At 66.8% G+C, this 17273-nt stretch carries 17 protein-coding genes and 1 tRNA gene; 11 read left to right on the top strand and 7 right to left on the bottom strand.

The genetic code is table 11. The annotated features are described in order from the left end of the window. Positions 1–8 precede the first annotated feature (8 nt). The 4 genes from pdxH (at position 9) to AC1EJR_RS02985 (ending at position 3909) form a co-directional block, all read left to right on the top strand. Positions 9–647 carry a pyridoxamine 5'-phosphate oxidase gene (gene pdxH / locus AC1EJR_RS03000; protein WP_092290875.1) on the top strand — a complete coding sequence of 213 codons (639 nt, stop codon included), beginning with the start codon at positions 9–11 and terminating at the stop codon, positions 645–647. A gap of 148 nt (positions 648–795) precedes the next feature. Next, entirely contained in the window at positions 796–2037 is a 1242-nt protein-coding gene (locus AC1EJR_RS02995; RefSeq protein WP_477112836.1) for a class I SAM-dependent methyltransferase, read from the top strand. 5 nt (positions 2038–2042) lie between these two features. Beyond that, positions 2043–3119 carry a DUF72 domain-containing protein gene (locus AC1EJR_RS02990; RefSeq protein ID WP_092290474.1) on the top strand — a complete coding sequence of 359 codons (1077 nt, stop codon included), beginning with the start codon at positions 2043–2045 and terminating at the stop codon, positions 3117–3119. Positions 3120–3345: 226 nt separating this feature from the next. Beyond that, positions 3346–3909, top strand: coding sequence for a flavin reductase family protein (locus AC1EJR_RS02985; RefSeq protein ID WP_092290476.1), 564 nt, complete (start codon positions 3346–3348; stop codon positions 3907–3909). A gap of 19 nt (positions 3910–3928) precedes the next feature. Here AC1EJR_RS02985 and AC1EJR_RS02980 read toward each other — a convergent pair whose 3' ends face one another. Then, positions 3929–4417: an Lrp/AsnC family transcriptional regulator gene (locus AC1EJR_RS02980; protein ID WP_477112835.1), complete on the bottom strand. Its 489-nt coding sequence runs from the start codon at positions 4415–4417 to the stop codon at positions 3929–3931. A gap of 158 nt (positions 4418–4575) precedes the next feature. Here AC1EJR_RS02980 and kynB point away from each other — a divergent pair, with 158 nt between their 5' ends. From kynB to kynA, 3 genes are read left to right on the top strand one after another with little or no spacing between them, the layout of a single operon-like run. Beyond that, positions 4576–5232, top strand: a complete 657-nt coding sequence (gene kynB, locus AC1EJR_RS02975) for an arylformamidase (protein ID WP_149135440.1) — start codon at positions 4576–4578, stop codon at positions 5230–5232. Between the two features lie 30 nt (positions 5233–5262). Next, complete coding sequence (gene kynU, locus AC1EJR_RS02970; RefSeq protein ID WP_092290482.1) at positions 5263–6516, top strand: kynureninase; 1254 nt, start codon at positions 5263–5265, stop codon at positions 6514–6516. A gap of 12 nt (positions 6517–6528) precedes the next feature. Then, positions 6529–7413 (top strand): tryptophan 2,3-dioxygenase, encoded by an 885-nt coding sequence (kynA, locus tag AC1EJR_RS02965; RefSeq protein WP_477104853.1) that lies wholly within the window; start codon positions 6529–6531, stop codon positions 7411–7413. 12 nt (positions 7414–7425) lie between these two features. Here kynA and AC1EJR_RS02960 read toward each other — a convergent pair whose 3' ends face one another. Next, positions 7426–8247 (bottom strand): IclR family transcriptional regulator, encoded by an 822-nt coding sequence (locus tag AC1EJR_RS02960; RefSeq protein WP_092290486.1) that lies wholly within the window; start codon positions 8245–8247, stop codon positions 7426–7428. A 190-nt stretch (positions 8248–8437) separates the two neighbouring features. Here AC1EJR_RS02960 and AC1EJR_RS02955 point away from each other — a divergent pair, with 190 nt between their 5' ends. Next, positions 8438–9631 carry an acyl-CoA dehydrogenase gene (locus tag AC1EJR_RS02955; RefSeq protein ID WP_477112834.1) on the top strand — a complete coding sequence of 398 codons (1194 nt, stop codon included), beginning with the start codon at positions 8438–8440 and terminating at the stop codon, positions 9629–9631. Positions 9632–9710: 79 nt separating this feature from the next. On the opposite strand, the gene AC1EJR_RS02950 is transcribed toward AC1EJR_RS02955, so the two are convergent. After that, positions 9711–10349, bottom strand: coding sequence for a peroxiredoxin (locus tag AC1EJR_RS02950; RefSeq protein WP_092290490.1), 639 nt, complete (start codon positions 10347–10349; stop codon positions 9711–9713). A gap of 201 nt (positions 10350–10550) precedes the next feature. Between AC1EJR_RS02950 and AC1EJR_RS02945 the strand changes: the two genes are divergently transcribed. The 3 genes from AC1EJR_RS02945 (at position 10551) to AC1EJR_RS02935 (ending at position 11903) form a co-directional block, all read left to right on the top strand. Continuing rightward, positions 10551–10868, top strand: a complete 318-nt coding sequence (locus AC1EJR_RS02945; RefSeq protein WP_313818631.1) for an ElaB/YgaM/YqjD family protein — start codon at positions 10551–10553, stop codon at positions 10866–10868. 145 nt (positions 10869–11013) lie between these two features. Continuing rightward, on the top strand, positions 11014–11391 hold the full coding sequence (locus AC1EJR_RS02940) for a phage holin family protein (protein ID WP_092290877.1): 378 nt from the start codon (positions 11014–11016) through the stop codon (positions 11389–11391). Next, positions 11388–11903: a DUF3318 domain-containing protein gene (locus AC1EJR_RS02935; RefSeq protein WP_092290495.1), complete on the top strand. Its 516-nt coding sequence runs from the start codon at positions 11388–11390 to the stop codon at positions 11901–11903. Before AC1EJR_RS02940 ends, AC1EJR_RS02935 begins: the two co-directional genes overlap by 4 nt. A gap of 18 nt (positions 11904–11921) precedes the next feature. On the opposite strand, the gene AC1EJR_RS02930 is transcribed toward AC1EJR_RS02935, so the two are convergent. The 4 genes from AC1EJR_RS02930 to AC1EJR_RS02915 form a co-directional block, all read right to left on the bottom strand. Next, on the bottom strand, positions 11922–14765 hold the full coding sequence (locus tag AC1EJR_RS02930) for an EAL domain-containing protein (protein ID WP_477112920.1): 2844 nt from the start codon (positions 14763–14765) through the stop codon (positions 11922–11924). Between the two features lie 137 nt (positions 14766–14902). Beyond that, positions 14903–15820, bottom strand: a complete 918-nt coding sequence (locus AC1EJR_RS02925) for a hypothetical protein (RefSeq protein WP_454757240.1) — start codon at positions 15818–15820, stop codon at positions 14903–14905. Between the two features lie 173 nt (positions 15821–15993). Then, positions 15994–16069, bottom strand: a tRNA-Lys gene (locus AC1EJR_RS02920). A 50-nt stretch (positions 16070–16119) separates the two neighbouring features. Further along, positions 16120–17235: a YeeE/YedE family protein gene (locus AC1EJR_RS02915; protein WP_477112833.1), complete on the bottom strand. Its 1116-nt coding sequence runs from the start codon at positions 17233–17235 to the stop codon at positions 16120–16122. Between the last annotated feature and the right edge of the window lie 38 nt (positions 17236–17273).

Here is a 17273-nt window from a genome sequence, read left to right as displayed (position 1 = left end):
ATCGCGACATGACCCAACTAGCCGACCTGCGCCGCAACTACATGCTGAGCGCGCTTTCCGAATCCGACGTGGCCGCCGACCCGATCCGCCAGTTCCAGACCTGGTTCGACGAGGCGCTCCAGGCCAAGCTGCCCGAGCCGAATGCCATGACGCTCGCCACGGTTCACGCCGACGGCCAGCCGTCCGCGCGCATCGTGCTGTTGAAGGGCATGGACGCCAACGGCTTCACGTTCTTCACCAACTACGAGAGCCGCAAGGGGCTCGACCTGCAGGCCAATCCGCGCGCGGCGCTGCTGTTCCACTGGGTACAGCTCGAGCGGCAGGTGCGCGTGGAAGGCATCGTGGAAAAGGTGGATGAGGCCGAGAGCGACGCGTATTACGCCTCGCGCCCGCTTGGCTCCCGGCTGGGCGCGTGGGCGTCCGAGCAAAGCCGCGAGGTGCCCGGCCGCGACGTGCTCGAGGCCCGCGAGGCCGACTTCCGCAGCAAGTTCGGCGAGAACCCGCCGCGCCCCGCGCACTGGGGCGGCTATCGCGTGGCGCCCACCTGGATCGAGTTCTGGCAGGGCCGCCCGTCGCGCCTGCACGACCGCATCGGCTATCGCAAGCAAGACGACGGCAGCTGGAATATCGTGCGGCTGTCGCCCTGAATCCCGCGCCGCGTACTTGTCTGCCTGTTCAGACAAGTACGCGGCAGAAAGCGGCGTCCGGGGACGCGCACTGCACAATCCAAACTTTTGGCGTAAAGTTTTAGGGTCGTACGAGAGGTGTGCCGCAACCAATTCGGGAGGAAGCCGCATGTTTTTCAAACAAGCCCTGGACAAGCAGCTCGACAGCTGGATCGCCGACGTGCGCGAGCACGCCAACCTGCCGGTGAAGCTCCGGCTCTGGAATGGCAAAGAGTACCCGCTCGGCCATTTCGAGAAGCCCGACGTCACCCTGACGGTACGCGAGGCCACCGCCCTGCCGCTGCTGCTGGTACCCAGCCTGGACAACCTCGGCGAGGCGTATGTCCAGGAGAAGATCGACCTCGAAGGCCGCCTGGCCGACATCATCAACGTCGCCTTCGGCTTCTCCGCCGCAGCCGCGCGCAGTGCCGGCGGCGCCCTCGCCCGTGTGGCCGAGCACTTCACCCATACCAAGCAGGAAGACCAGGCGTCGATCCAGTATCACTACGACGTCTCGAACGACTTCTACAAGCTCTGGCTCGATCCGAACATGGTCTACTCGTGCGCGTACTTCGAGCACGGCAATGAAGACCTCGCCACCGCGCAGCTGAAGAAGATCGACCACATCCTGACCAAGATCCGGCTCCAGCCGGACCAGACCCTGCTTGATATCGGCTGCGGCTGGGGCGCGCTGGTGCTGCGCGCCGCGCAGAAGTTCGGCGCGCGCTGCGTGGGCATCACGCTCTCGCAGAACCAGTTCGACCTCGCCACCGAGCGTGTACGCGCCGCGGGGCTGTCTGACCGCATCGAGATCCGCCTCCAGGACTACCGCGACACCGCCGGCCAGTTCGACCGCATTACCAGCGTCGGCATGTTCGAGCACGTGGGCAAGGCCAACCTGCCGGCCTATTTCGGCCGCATTCGCGACTTGCTGGCGGACGACGGCGTGGCCATGAACCACGGCATCACCTCCACCGACCCGCACAGCGGCGAGGTGCCGATGGACGGCTCGGGCTTCATGGATCGCTACGTGTTCCCGCAGGGGGAGCTGCCGCACATCGGCATGGTGCTCCAGACCCTGCAGCAGGGCGGGCTCGAGGGCTTCGACGTAGAATTGCTGCGCCGGCACTACGCCCAGACGCTGTTCCACTGGGCCAACAACTTCGAGGCCAACGGCGAGACGATCCGGAAGATGGTCGGCGAGAAGAAATACCGCATCTGGCGCATCTACCTGGCCGGTACCGCCCACGCGTTCACGACCGACCAGATGTCGATCTACCAGGTGGTGTGCCACAAGGCGCGCCGCCCGGCCGACACCCTGCCTTGGTCGCGACGCTATATCTATGACGCCACGATCGGCAATGCCGTCTGAATCGATTGAACGATACGCTTGACCTGTTCGGCGATGCACCCGCATCGCCGCTCCCCGCCTCCTCCGAACCCTCGCCAGCCGCCGATCCTGCGGCTGGCGAACTGCCCAAGAAGAAGCCCGCCGGCAAGGTCGTCGCGCCGTGGACGCCCGACGCCGCGCTGGTCGCGCTCGGCCAGCGGCTGCCGCCCAACCTCCATTTCGGCACCTCGTCGTGGTCGTATCCGGGCTGGCACGGGCTGGTCTACGATGGCCAGTACACCGAGAGCCTGCTCTCGCGCAAGGGGCTGCGCGCCTGCGGCCAGCATCCGCTGCTGCGCGCGGCGGGGATCGACCGGGGCTTCTACGGGCCGATCCCGCTGACCGACTATATGCAGTATGCGGCACAGGTGCCCGAGGGCTTCCGCTTCCTCGTCAAGGCGCCGGCCAGCGTTTGCGATGCTTGGCTGCGCGGGCCCGATGGCGCCGGGCGGCTGCCGAACGCGGGCTTCCTCAATCCCGAGATCGCGATCCGGGACTGCATCGTGCCGGCCACAGGCGGGCTCGGCCAGCATTGCGGCCCGCTGCTGTTCCAACTGTCGCCGCTGGCGGGCGTGGGCGATGACGGCCCCGCCTTCCTCGCCCGGCTGGACGCCTTCCTGGCCGCGCTGCCGCCGCTGGACCCCACGCTGACCCCGCACGCCTGCTACGCGGTGGAGATCCGCGACGCGGCCCTGCTCACGCCGCGCTACATCCGCCTGCTGCGGGACCGTGGCGTGCGCTTCTGCCTCGCCGCGCGCGACCGCCTGCCGCCCGTGGCCCGCCAGTCCGCCGCGCAGGCGTTGATGGACGAGGGCGCGCCCGGCCCGCTGGTGCTGCGCTGGATGCTGCGCGAAGGCCGCTCCTATGCGATGGCCGAAAAGGCCTACGGCCCGTTCGACAAGATCGTCGAACCTGACCCGGAGACGCGCGACGCCATTGCCGATGTGGTGGCGCGCACGCTGCGCACGGGCCAGCCGGCCTACGTGATCGTCAGCAACAACGCCGAAGGCTGCGCGCCGCTGAGCATCGCGCGGCTGGCCGAGGCCATCGCGGACCGGCTCTGAACGCGTATCGGGCCAGCCGGCGCGAAAGACCCTACCGTCGGGCCAAATGTCCGGACTCCGCTACAATCGGGGGACGATCGGCGCCGGGTTTCGGCCGCCGCGATTCCGGACCGTTTTGTACGAAATCCCACCGACGCGCCCCTGCGCGCGGCGCAAGGTGACATCCGTACAAGGCGTACCGGCTGACGATGCAATGAAAATCATGGATTTGTGTGGAGCCCGAGACATGGGCATGCCTGCCGAGGACGACGACCCCATCACGGGCCGCAAGGCCGCCTCGCCCGACTTCGATTCGCAGCATTTCAAGCGGACGCTGTCGCAGTTCGCCACCGGCGTGACCGTCATCACCACGCGCGCGGCGGGGCATCCGTACGCCAACGGCGCGCCGTTCGTCGGCATCACAGCCAGCTCGTTCAACTCGGTCTCGCTGGACCCGCCGCTGGTGCTCTGGAGCATGGCCAACCGCGCCAACAGCCTGCCGATGTTCCGCGATGGCACGCACTACATTATCAATGTGCTCTGCGCGTCGCAAATGGATCTATGCCAGCGCTTCGCCTCGCTCAAGGGCGACCGCTTCGCCGGCGTGGACTATCGTCTCTCCGAAACCGGCCTGCCGATCCTCGCCAACGCGCTGGCCTGGTTCGAATGCCATAACCGCAGCCGCTACGACGAAGGCGACCACGTGATCTTCGTCGGCGAAGTGGAGCGCTGCGGCCTGCAGGACTGCGGCGGCCAGCCGCTGGTGTTCCAGGGCGGCCAGTTCTCCACGGTCTCGCCACTGGACCGCTAAGCCGGTCCCCTTCCCGTTTCTACGCTTTCCCGCCCTGGTCGGCATGCAGCGCCGCCAGCGGCGAGCCATCCGTCTTGATCCGCTGGAGCACGATGTTCGAGCGGATATCCATCACCCCCGGCGTGCGGTAGAGCCGGTTGACGATGAAATCCGAGTAGTGCTTCAGGTTGCGCGCCTGCACGCGCAGGATGTAGTTGCTGTCGCCGGTAATCACATAGGCAGTCAGCACTTCCGGCCACGCCTGCACGGCGGCGTTGAAGGTGTCGTGCCAGCCTTCGAGGTCGTGGCGCATCGACACCTGCACGATGGCCTCGATCTCCAGCCCCAGCCGCTCGGCATCGAACCACGCGCGATAGCCGCCAATCACTCCCTGCTCCTCCAGCAAGCGCACGCGCCGCAGGCACGCGGAGGGCGATAACGCCACTTTGTCGGCCAGATCCTGATTGCTGATGCGGCCGTTCTCCTGCATGCAGGTGAGAATGCGCAAATCGATGGGGTCGAGGGTCATATCCGTGTTTGTCGCAGAATCTGCGAATATTTGGTCGATCCACACAATTCTATGCGAAACATGCCCATCAGGACGGGGCATTTCGCAAGCCTCTTCTGGGCGCTTTTGACTATGATGCGGTCATCGACGCAACGATCTTCACGATCCCTGCCGCCCCCATGCCCCACGCCCCCGATTTTCACGATGCCCGCCGTATTTGGGACATCACCCCACCCGTCTCACCGGCCACGCCGGTGTGGCCCGGCGACACTCCGTTCCAGCATGACCCGGCCTGGGTCATGGATGGCCAGTGCCCGGTCAATGTCGGCCGGATGACGATGTCGCCCCATACGGGCGCCCATGCGGATGCCCCGCTCCACTACGTGGCCGATGGCGCGCCGATTGGGGCGGTGCCGCTCGACGCCTACCTCGGCCCGTGCCGCGTGATCGACTGCATCGGCGCCGGCCCGCACGTGTTGCCGCGCCACGTGGAAGCCGCGCTGGCCGGCACGCCGCCGCGCGTGCTGCTGCGCACCTACGCCACGGCGCCGCAGGGCACGTGGGATGCGGGCTTCTGCGCGGTGGCCGCCGAGACGATCGCGCTGCTGGCCCGCCACGGCGTGAAGCTGGTCGGCATCGACACCCCCTCGCTAGACCCCCAGGACTCGAAGACGATGGACGCGCACCACGCCGTGCGCGACCACCGGCTTGCCATTCTCGAAGGCATCGTGCTCGACGACGTGCCGGCGGGTGATTACGAACTGATCGCCCTGCCGCTGCGCCTTGCCACGCTCGATGCCAGCCCGGTACGCGCCATCCTGCGCGCCCTCGCCTGACCTTTTTCAGAATCGTCTGATTTCCAGCCCATGAATTTGACCCGTGAATACTGCGTCGCGCTCGACCGTGACGACCCCCTGCGCGGCCTGCGCGAGCAGTTCGCGCTGCCTGCCGGCGTGATCTATCTCGATGGCAATTCGCTCGGCGCCCGTCCGCGTGCCGCCGCCGCGCGCGCCGCCGAAGTGGTGTCCGCCGAATGGGGCGAGGGCCTGATCCGTAGCTGGAATTCGGCGGGCTGGTTCGATCTGCCGCGCCGGCTCGGCAACCGGCTGGCCCCGCTGATCGGCGCCGGGCACGACGAGGTGGTGGTCACCGACACGACCTCGATCAACCTGTTCAAGGTGCTGGCCGCCGCGCTGCGCGTGCAGCAGCAACGCGACCCGGCACGCCGCGTGATCGTCTCCGAGGCCAGCAACTTCCCGACCGACCTCTACATCGCCCAGGGCTTGGCCGACCTGCTCCAGCAAGGCTACTCGGTGCGCCTGGTGGACAGCCCGGCCGAGATCGAAGCCGCCGTGGGCCCCGACACCGCTGTGCTGATGCTGACGCACGTCAACTACAAGACCGGCGAGATGCTCGACATGGCCGGACTGACCGAACTGGCCCACGCGCGCGGCGCGCTGACGGTGTGGGATCTCGCCCACTCGGCCGGGGCGGTGCCGGTGAACCTGACCGCGGCCGGCGCCGACTACGCCATTGGCTGCACCTACAAGTACCTGAACGGTGGCCCCGGCTCGCCGGCCTTCGTCTGGGTGGCGCCGGCGCTGCGCGACGCGTTCTGGCAGCCGCTGTCCGGCTGGTGGGGCCATCAGGCGCCGTTCGCGATGTCGCCGCAGTACCGCCCCACCGAGGGCATCGGCCGCTTCTTGTGCGGCACGCAGCCGGTGACCTCGCTGGCGATGGTCGAATGCGGGCTGGACATCTTCGCCCAGACCAGCATGACCGCGCTGCGCGCGAAGTCCCTGAAACTGACCGATGCGTTTATCGCGCTGGTGGAGGCGCGTTGCGCCACGCACCCGCTGACCCTGGTCACGCCGCGCGAGCACGCCCGGCGCGGCAGCCAGGTCAGCTTCGCCCATCCGGACGGCTACGCGCTGGTCGCGGCGCTGATCGAACGTGGCGTGATTGGCGACTATCGCGAGCCCGGCATCGCCCGTTTCGGCTTCACGCCGCTCTACACGAGCTTCACGGAAGTCTGGGACGCCGTGGAGATTCTGCGAGACGTGCTCGACAGCGGCGCCTATCGCGACGCGCGCTTCGCCGTGCGGACGGCAGTGACCTGAGCGGAGCGGACCATGAGCGAATTCAAGGGATGTCCGATGGGACACGGCGCATCGGCCAACGCCGGCGATGCGACGGACGACAAGTGGCACGGCGCGCAGATGGACTTCGCGCAGGACATGAGCTACGGCGACTACCTGGGTCTGGACCAGATCCTGAGCGCCCAGCATCCGCGCTCGCCGGACCACAACGAAATGCTGTTCATCGTCCAGCACCAGACCACGGAACTGTGGATGAAGCTGATGCTGCACGAGTTGCGCGCCGCGCGCGACGGCGTGCGCAATGACGAACTGCGCCCGGCGTTCAAGATGCTGGCGCGCGTGTCGCGCATCATGGACCAACTGGTGCAGGCGTGGAACGTGCTGGCGACAATGACGCCGCCCGAGTATTCGGCGATGCGGCCCTACCTGGGCGCGTCATCGGGGTTCCAGTCGTACCAGTATCGCGAGATCGAGTTCATCCTCGGCAACAAGAACGCGGCGCTGCTGCGCCCGCACGCGCACCGGCCCGAGCATCTGGCGCTGGTGGATGCCGCGCTGCACACGCCGTCGATGTATGACGAGGCGATCCGCCTGATGGCGCGGCGCGGGTTCCAGATCGACGCCGAGGTGGTGGAGCGCGACTGGACCCAACCGACGATCTACAACGCGTCCGTGGAGACGGCCTGGCTCGAGGTGTATCGCAATCCGTCCAAATACTGGGAGCTCTACGAGCTGGGCGAGAAGTTCGTCGACCTTGAGGATGCTTTCCGGCAATGGCGTTTCCGCCATGTGACCACGGTGGAGCGCGTGATCGGCTTCAAGCGCGGCACCGGCGGCACCGAGGGCGTCGGCTACCTGCGCAAGATGCTCGACGTGGTGCTGTTCCCGGAACTGTGGAAGCTGCGCACGGACCTTTGAACTTGCGTCCAATCAGCGCGCGCCGGGGTCGGACAGCCGCGCGCCCAGCGCCTGCAGCGCCGGGGCCAGGGTCTCGTGGAACACCTGCTCGGCCACCGTGCCATACGACGCGCTGCAGCTAATCATGTGCAGGTCCTTCTCCCCCACCGGCCGGAACGCCACGGCGCAGGCGTGGATAGCGGGATGCCAGTCCCGGAACGAGGCCGAATAACCCAGCCGCTCAGCCTCGGCCAGCGCGGCGCGCATCGGCGCCTCCTGCTGCTTCCACTGCTCCGGATAGGCCAGTGCGAATTCGCCCAGCACGCGCTCGCGTCGCGCGGCCGGCAGCGCGGCCAGATAGGCGCGCCCCATCGAACTCGACATCAGCGAGAGCCGCGACCCCACGCCGAGGCCGAGCATCACGCCGGCGTCATTTCGTATCGATTCGAGATAGATCACCTCCATCCGCTCGCGCTTGCCGAGCGACACCGACACGCCATACGCCTGCGCGAACGCCAGCATGTGGGGACGCGCCAGCGCCACCACGTCCGAGGCAGATAAATACGAGAAACCGAGCGCCAGCACGCCGGCATCGAGCGCGTATTTGCCCAGGCTGTCGTCATAGCGCAGGTAGCCCAGCTGCACCAGCGTGCCGGCCAGCCGGCTGACCGTCGCCTTCGGAAAGCCGGTGCGGCGCACGAAATCCTGATTGCCGAGCATCGCCTCGCCGGTGCGGAAGCAACGGAGCAACTCCAGGCCGCGCGCCAGCGCCGTCACGAAGTTCGGATCGCTTTCGCGCGCGGGGCGCTCGGTATCGGCGTTTGCCGCCGGGGCGGGCAATGAGGAAGTGGCCAAGGCGTGGCTCCATGAGAAGGATGATCCACCTGGCGTGCGGCAGGGCGGGATCGGGTCCACCCCCTGTTGCACTGCGGATCGGTTCGGCTATACTAGCTCATCGGAACAAGGTTCCGCAATGCGGAACTTCACTACACCTGTTCGAGGGCTGCCCCCGCCCCTCGGCGCGCCACCAAAGAAGGAGACCTCCATGGCTGCCAATGCCGAATTCAACTGGATCGACCCCCTGTTGCTGGATCAGCAACTGACCGACGAAGAACGCATGGTGCGCGATGCCGCCGCCGCGTACTCGCAGGACAAGCTGATGCCGCGTGTGCTCCAGTCCTTCCGCAACGAGAAGACCGACATCGAGATCTTCCGCGAGATGGGCGAACTGGGCCTGCTGGGACCGACCATTCCCGAGCAATACGGCGGCCCGGGCCTGAACTACGTCAGCTACGGCCTGATCGCACGGGAAGTGGAGCGCGTGGATTCCGGCTATCGCTCGATGATGAGTGTGCAGTCGTCGCTGGTGATGGTGCCGATCTATGAATTCGGCACGGAAGCCCAGAGGCAGAAATACCTGCCCAAGCTGGCTACCGGCGAATGGATTGGCTGCTTCGGCCTGACCGAGCCGAATCACGGCTCCGACCCGGGCTCGATGATCACCCGCGCCAAGAAGGTGGACGGCGGCTACGAGCTGTCCGGCGCCAAGATGTGGATCACCAACTCGCCGATCGCCGATGTCTTCGTGGTCTGGGCCAAGCTGGTCGGCGACGACGGCAAGGACGCCATCCGCGGCTTTATCCTCGAAAAAGGCTGGAAGGGCCTGTCCGCGCCGGCCATCCACGGCAAGGTGGGCCTGCGCACGTCGATCACGGGCGAGATCGTGCTCGACCAGGTCTTCGTGCCGGAAGAGAACCTGATGCCGGGCGTGAGCGGCCTCAAGGGCCCGTTCACCTGCCTGAATTCGGCCCGCTACGGCATTGCCTGGGGCGCGCTCGGCGCCGCCGAGTTCTGCTGGCACACCGCCCGCCAGTACACGCTGGACCGCAAGCAGTTCGGCCGCCCGCTGGCCGCCACGCAGCTGGTGCAGAAGAAGCTGGCCGACATGCAGACCGAGATCACGCTGGGCCTGCAAGGCTGCCTGCGCCTGGGCCGCATGAAGGACGAAGGCACGGCCGCCGTGGAAATCACGTCGATCATGAAGCGGAATTCGTGCGGCAAGTCGCTCGACATCGCCCGCGTAGCCCGCGACATGCTCGGCGGCAACGGCATCTCGGACGAATTCGGCGTGATCCGCCATGTGGTCAACCTCGAGGTGGTCAACACCTACGAAGGCACCCACGACATCCACGCGCTGATCCTGGGCCGCGCCCAGACCGGCCTGCAAGCCTTCTTCTGATCGCGTTTTTTCAGCGGAAGACGATGTAAAAAAGCCCGGCAAGCCGGGCTTTTTTACACTTGCCTGCCTGCCGGCCGGCTTACTTGTTCGGCTGGGGCGTCAGGCGCAGGTAGGGGCGAACCGCCTTGTAGCCCTTCGGGAATTTCTGGCGGATGATCTCCTCGTCCTTCAGCGACGGCACGATCACCACGTCGTCGCCGTCCTGCCAGTTGCCCGGCGTGGCCACGCTGTGGTGGTCGGTCAGTTGCAGGGAATCGATGACGCGGAGGATTTCGTTGAAATTTCTACCGGTACTGGCCGGGTAGGTAATGATCAGTCTTACCTTCTTCTTCGGATCGATCACGAACAGCGAACGCACGGTCAGCGTTTCGTTGGCGTTCGGGTGAATCATGTCGTAAAGCTCAGACACTTTGCGGTCCGCATCGGCCAGAATCGGGAAATTCACCGAGGTCGACTGGGTGTCGTTGATATCGCCAATCCAGCCTTTATGGGACTCCACGCTGTCCACGGACAGGGCGATGGCCTTGACATTACGCTTCTCGAACTCGCCTTTCAGCTTGGCGGTCAGCCCCAGCTCGGTGGTGCAGACCGGGGTGTAGTCCGCCGGGTGCGAGAACAGCACGCCCCAGCCGTCGCCCAGCCAATCGTGGAAGCGGATGCGGCCCTCGCTCGATTCTTGCTCGAAGTCCGGGGCGATGTCGCCAAGACGCAGTGCCATTGTTGAAAATCTCCAGGGGGAAGGTTGAAGGAACCAGCTTAGTTGGATTGCGATCCAACCGAAACGAATATAAAGTCACTATAAAATCACTCGAAGTCATAAAGACGGTCGGGTGAGCGGCTTGCCTTGAAACGATGGGTTGCCGCCACATATCCTAAGTGGAAGACAGAAAGCGCCACAAGCGATAGCGAGCAAGGCAAAATGTCACCATTCGAACCAACCGCCCGCAAACAGGAGAAACTGATGAGCGATGTGAAGACCGTTCTGTCCGATGCCGAAGAACTGCTTAAGCAAGCGGCCTCGACCACCGGCGAGAAGGCTGCCGAGTTGCGCGAGCGCGGCATGGGCCTGCTGAAGCAGGCCAAGGAAAAAGCCCAGGATCTGCAGGACGCCGTGGTCACCAAGAGCAAGGCCGCCGCGCGTGCCACCGACGACTACGTGCATGACCACCCGTGGAAGGCCGTGGGCGTGGCGGCCGGCGTGGGCCTGCTGATCGGCCTGCTGCTGAACCGCAAGTAAGACAGGCGCAAGCCGGCCGGCATCCGGGCCCCGCGCCCGCGCCGGCCCGCGCCGAAGGCCCGGGAGGCGCGGCGCCATGCCGCCGCCCGGTCCGCTCATCGAGGATGCCGCCAATCTTGGCGCATCGATTCTTCGCCGGAGCCGCATGAGCGAATCCCCTTCCCCTAAGTTCCTGGACTCCCTGCGCAACCTGACCGGTTCGATGGTGTCGATGGTCCAGACGCGCCTGGAACTTGCCAGCGTGGAACTGGCCGAGGAACGCACCCGGCTGATGAAAGTCGCCCTGCTGGCCTGCTTCGGGCTGGTATTTTTCGGCATGGCGCTAATGACGTTCACGATTCTCGTCGCCATCCTGTTCTGGGAAACCTACCGCTGGCAGGCCATCGGCGCGATCGTCGTGATTTATCTGGTCTGCATGGCCGCCTGCCTGCTTACCGCGCGCCGCATGGTGCGCAACGCCCCGCCGCTGTTCGCGGACACGCTCGCCGAACTCGACAAGGACCGGGAGATGCTGCGCCGATGACCACGCCCGACGACGACTCCATGGACGAACGCCGCGCCGAGCATCCGCGCCCGGTGCGATTCTCGCGCGAGGTACAGCTGCCGCTGGCCGTCCGCAAGGAACTGCTGATCACCCGCGCGGCACTGGAACGCTACGACGCCGTGCAGGCGCTGCGCCAGGTACGCGGCGGCGCACGCCGCATGACCAACCTGGGCTCCTGGCTGCCCCGGCTGACCCGGCCCTCGGGCTGGCTCAAGATGCTGGGCGTGACGCGCGAATACCCGATGCTGAGTACCGCCATCACCCTGGCGATGCCGCTGTTGCGCCGGACCGCCATCGGCCGCGTGGCCTGGAAGCTGTCGAAATACGGCATGGTCGCTGGCGCCGGATACTGGGCCTACAAGACCTGGCAGGACACGAAAGCCCCGGCCAGCGCGGCCGAGGTCGTGGCCGCGAAGGCGTTCGATACCGGCTTCCGGGATCCGCTGGTGCCTTCCCCCACGCCGGACGCACCGCCGCCGGCCCAGCCCTGAACCTGCCCTGAACCTGCCTTAGAGGGTGACGGCGAACCGCTCGGCGCCGTCCACCACCACGGCGTTGCCGCGCGCGAAGGGCAGCGGCGCGCCGATCAGCTGCCCCTGGGCGTAGTCCACGCCCAACGCCTGCAGCCGCTCCCGCATGGCTTCCGACTCGACGAATTCGGCGATGGTCTTCTTGCCCATCGCGTGCCCGATCCGCTGGATCACCTCTACCATCACCGCATTGACCGGGTCATCGCGCATCTCGCGTACGAAGCTGCCATCGATCTTCAGGTAAGCCGCTGGAAGGTGTTTCAAATAGGCGAATGACGACATGCCCGCGCCGAAGTCGTCGAGCGCGAAGACGCAGCCCATGCCCTGCAGCTGTTCGATAAAGGCCGCCGCCTGCGCGAGGTTGTTGATCGCCGCCGTTTCCGTGATTTCAAAACAGATGCCAGACAAAGCGATGTCATGGCGGATAGCCTGCTGCCGCACGAAGCCGGGGAAGTGCGCGTCGGCCAGCGAGGCACCGGACATGTTGATGGAGCACATGCCGATCTCGCCAGGCCGCTCGATTTGGAGCCGCGCCAGCGCCGCGAACGCGGTTTCCACGACCCATCGGTCGATCATCGGCATGAGGTTGAAGCGCTCGCACGCTGGCACGAAGGCCATCGGCGGCACCAGCTGGCCCTGCTCGTCCACGAGGCGCAGCAGCACTTCGATATGCCGCCCTGCCGCGCCTGCCGAATCCGATTCGGACGGCTGCAACGGCACGATGTCCTGCGCGTAGAGACAGAAACGCCCCGCGCTCAGCGCCGCGTGCACCCGGCTGACCCACTCCATCTCGCCGTGCCGGGCGCGCACCACACTGTCGTTCGGCAGATACACCTGCACGCGGTTGCGGCCGCCCTCCTTCGCCATGTAGCACGCCGCATCAGCTGCGCTCAGCGCCTCCTCGACCTTGCCGGTACCGGCATCGATTCGTACCAGTCCGATGCTGACACCCAATGAGAAGATTCTCTGCCGATGCGCATAGCGGAACGTGGCGATGGCACGACGCAGGGCCTCGGCCACGCGCTCGCCATCGCCCGCATCGCAGTGTTCCAGCAGCACGCCGAACTCATCGCCGCCAAGCCGCGCCAGCGTATCGCCCTTGCGCAGTTGCTGGCGCATGACGGCGGCCATCTGGCGGATCAGCTCGTCGCCGGCGGCATGGCCGCAGGTGTCATTGACCACCTTGAACTGGTCGAGATCGAGGTACATCAGCGTGTGCGCGGCGCCCTCCTGCCGCACGCGGGCGATGGCGGTGGCCACGCGGCGCTCGAACTCGACGCGGTTGACCAGCCCGGTCAGCGCGTCGTGGCTGGCCTCGTGCGCCAGCTGGGCGGCGTGGGCGCGCTCCATGCTCACGTCGTGCAGCACCAACACCACGCCGATGGCGTGCCCCCCCTTGTCCCGCATCAGCGCCACCGATGGCTTGACCACCACCGGGCCGCCGCCGGCACGCCCCGCCAGCAGCATCACGCACTGGCTCGGCCAGCGGTCTTCCAGCGCGCGCGGCACCAGGTCGGTCACCGGCGTGCAGGTCGATTCGTCCAGCAGCGGGCAAACCTGGGCCAGGAAGCAGCCGGCTGCCTCGGCCTCGGACCAGCCGGTCAGCCCCTCCGCGGCGGGGTTCATCGAATCGATGCGGCCCCAGACATCGGTCGTCACCACCGCCTCGCCGATGGCGCGCAGCGTGACCTGCGCCCGCTCCTTCTCGGCGAACAACTGCGCCTCGAAGCGCTTGCGGTCGGAAATGTCGCTCAGGGAGCCCGCCATCCGCACCGCCTTGCCCACCGGGCTGCGCACCATGCGGCCGCGCGCGCGGACCCACAGGTAGCCGCCCTGCTTGCGGCGCAGGCGGATCTCCACGTCGTACGGCGTGCCCTCGCGCACGTGGCGGGCCAGCTGGCGGTCGAACTCGGCGACGTCGGCCGGATGCATCAGGGCCAGCAGGGTTTCGCGTGCGTGCGGCAACTCGTCGGCGCCAAAGCCGAGCATCTCCGCGCAGCGCGGCGAGAAATAGAGTTCGCCATGGTGGGGATGCCAGTCCCAGAGGCCATCGTCGCTGCCCGCCACGGCCAGTTGCAGCCGCTGCTCGCTCTTGGCCAGCGCGGCGCGCAGCTCACGCTCCTTGCGCTGGGTGCGCATCGACAGCCATGAGGCACAGCCCAGCAACAGGATCGTCAGCAGGACGGTGCCGGACAGCAGCACGCCCCGCACACGCCGCGATGCCTGGCCGAGCGTGGCCGAGAACGCAATCTCCATCGGCCCGAGCCGCGCGTCGAGTTCGGCAATCTCGCGTTGAAGCGGCGGCAGGCAGGCCGCTTCGTCCCGCGCGCCGACACATTCTCGCAACTTGTCTGCCACGACGGTCAGACGGGCGATGTCCACGTCGGCGGCGGCCCAGACGGCAATCGCCTGGTCGATTTCGGTCACATTCCGGAAGTAGCGGTACAGCCGGATCATCCCGGGGATGTCGTCGGGGTGGTTGCCGCCGACGAGCAGGCCTTCCACGGCGACCTGACGATCGAAATCCGGACGTTTTTCGAGTTCGAGACGCGCCTGCTTGTCGCCGAGGGGCACGGCGATGGCACGCCGGTAGGCGGCGAAGTCGGCAGGGTCGCGCGAGTCGGTGTAGCGCAGCAGATGCATCACCGCATCTTTCTGCCCCTTCGACCACAGGCTCTCGCCCGCCACGAAACCGCGCGCGGCGGACAACATGTCGACGCTGGCCAGACAGAACAATGCGAGCGCCACCACCACGGGCAGGAACGGCCAGATGATGCGCAGAACATGCTCATTGACCGGGAGGGCAGTACCGCCTTGCTGCATAGACACTTCCCGCGCCGGCGTGCGGCGCTCACCCATTGGACGAATGAACCGATGGCCACGCCGGCGTGCAGCGTGCCAAGTGCATTTTCGATGACCGGGAATGGGGCTGTCTCTAACTCAGACTGGTTAATTGGACCCTAGCGGCTGACGAACACCGCCAGCAGCAGGATCGCGTTCAGTACCAGCAGCATGCCGAGCACAATCGCCACACGGGACATGGCCGGATGATGTCGGGCCACACCGGCCACACCGGCCGTGCCCGCGGCTTCCGGCTGGCCCTCCGCCTGCGGCGCCCGTCCGCGGCGCTTCAGGACCCAGTCCAGTCCGACACTTGCCACCAGCAGCAGCCCTAGCCACAGCAGCCAGGCCCAGGCCATCGCATGCCGGGTGGAAAAGGTGGCGAAAGCGGCGCCGATCTCCTCCTTGGGCAGCGGCGGCCGGGTGTCGTGCACCGAAGAAAGCAGCGACGACTGCGGGAGGGCGTCAGGCGCGGTCGCCATCGTCATCGCCAGCACGGGCTCGGCGTCGGGCAACATGGGGGGCGATGCGGCGGCGGAGGGTGCGGCAGGTACGAGGGTCGCCGGCGGAAGCTCCGGGCGGGCCGGGATGGCGAATTCCTGCGCGGGCCGCGCCTGCAGCGGCCTGGCCGGCGGCTGCGCGGGCGGCCGCCCGGCGGACAGCCGGTCGCTGCGGTGGCGCCACCACTCGGCGAACACGGCGTCGAGGCACGGCACGGAAGTACAGGCATCGCGCTTGCGGCGCCACGCCTGCAAGTCGCCCATGCGCAGGGTGCCGGCGCGGAGTTGGCGGCGCTGGTCGTCGTCGATGCGCACGTAGCCCATGTGGAGCATCGCGTATTCGCAGATCATGCGCTGGGCCACGGGGCGGCGGTCCGGCGGGCTGCCGCAGCGCTGGCCGGGCGATACCAGATCGTCGCAGCGCACCGAGGCGGACTGCGGCGCCAGCTGGCAGGCGAAGTCAGACGCCTGCGCGCCGCCCATCGCGACCAGCCCCCACGCCAGCAGCGCGGCCAGGCGAGCCAGAAGCCTGTTCATCGTGTCGTCTCATCGCCATCGAAATGAGGGGTTCGCGCGCTGGCAGAGGCGCGCGGGATGAACCATGGATTGTGGACGCGCGGCGCAGGAGTTCTGTGCGGTGGCGAACGCCGACGGCGGAAAGTCAAAACAAAAAGGGCCTGTGACTTGCGCCACAGGCCCTTCTGCAATGCTGGTGGGTCGTGCGTGACTCGAACACGCGACCAACGGATTAAAAGTCCGCTGCTCTACCGACTGAGCTAACGACCCGCAAAAATCGAATCCGCGATTATAGAGAGCTACCTGTCAGGCGTCAACCCTCAGGCCATGCGCTCCAGTCGCCATATCTGGTACTTGAAGGCCAGCCATGCGCCGACCACGATGCCCGCGAGCGCGATGAACGAGCCCACGGCCAGCGTCGAGACGCCCGAGAGCCCCTGCCCGATCGTGCAGCCCAGTGCCGTCACCCCGCCCGCGCCCATCAGCATGCCGCCCACCATGTGGTTGGCCACATCCTCGGCATTGCCGAAGCCTTCCCAGCGAAACGTGCGCGTGGCCAGCGCGTACACCGCCGCGCCGGCAATCACGCCAATCACACTGACGATGCCGATGGTCAGCACCTTGCTCTTGTCGCTGAACATCATCAGCCAGTCCAGCGTGTAGGCGTACGGCGCCACGAAGCTCAGACTTTCCATCCGGCCGCTATTCGTGCTGACGAACAGTTCCTCGAGCGTGCTCGGGTCTTCCGACACATAGCCAAGATGGCCGGACACGTACCACATGCCGACGATGATCAGCCCCACGCCAAGGCCGCCGAGCACGTTGTCGAAGCTACGGAACCCGCGTCCCGCCAGCGCCCACAGCACCAGCACCGCGCCGATCGCCCCGCCCAGCGCCAGTTGCAGCGTGCCGCGCGCGATGCCGCTACCCTGCGCCACCAGCGACGGCAGGTCCTGCGTGACGGGCAGCGCCACGGCCACCGTGTCGACCGTGTTCACGCGAACCACGCCAAACAGCCCGCGCAGCGTCATATAGGCGGAGAGCCCCAGGAACACAAACACCACCAGCGACTTCAGGTTGCCCGCGCCGATGCGCACCAGCGTCTTGCTGCCGCAGCCCGAGGCCAGCACCATGCCAAAGCCAAACATCAGCCCGCCCACCGCCGCTGACAGCCAGGCCAGCTTCGCCGAGGTGTAGATCGTCTTGGTCGGATCGATCAGGCCGGCCCAGGCCAGCGCGCCGGTGCCGATCATCGCCACGCCGATGGCCATGACCCACATGCGCATGCGGCTCCAGTCGCCGATGTTCACGATGTCCGAGATGGCGCCCATCGTGCAGAAATGCGTGCGCTGGAGAATGGCGCCGAACAGGAAAGTCAGGGCGAACGTGCTCCACAGCACGGTGTGGGAGAGCGCGGGGATGTCGATGTCAGGCATGGTGGACCGGGGGTGACTCGTATTTTTATGATGTGCTG

The sequence above is a fragment of the Cupriavidus sp. 05T42 genome, assembly GCF_056396345.1.
This window is presented reverse-complemented; position numbering and strand designations above follow the sequence as displayed.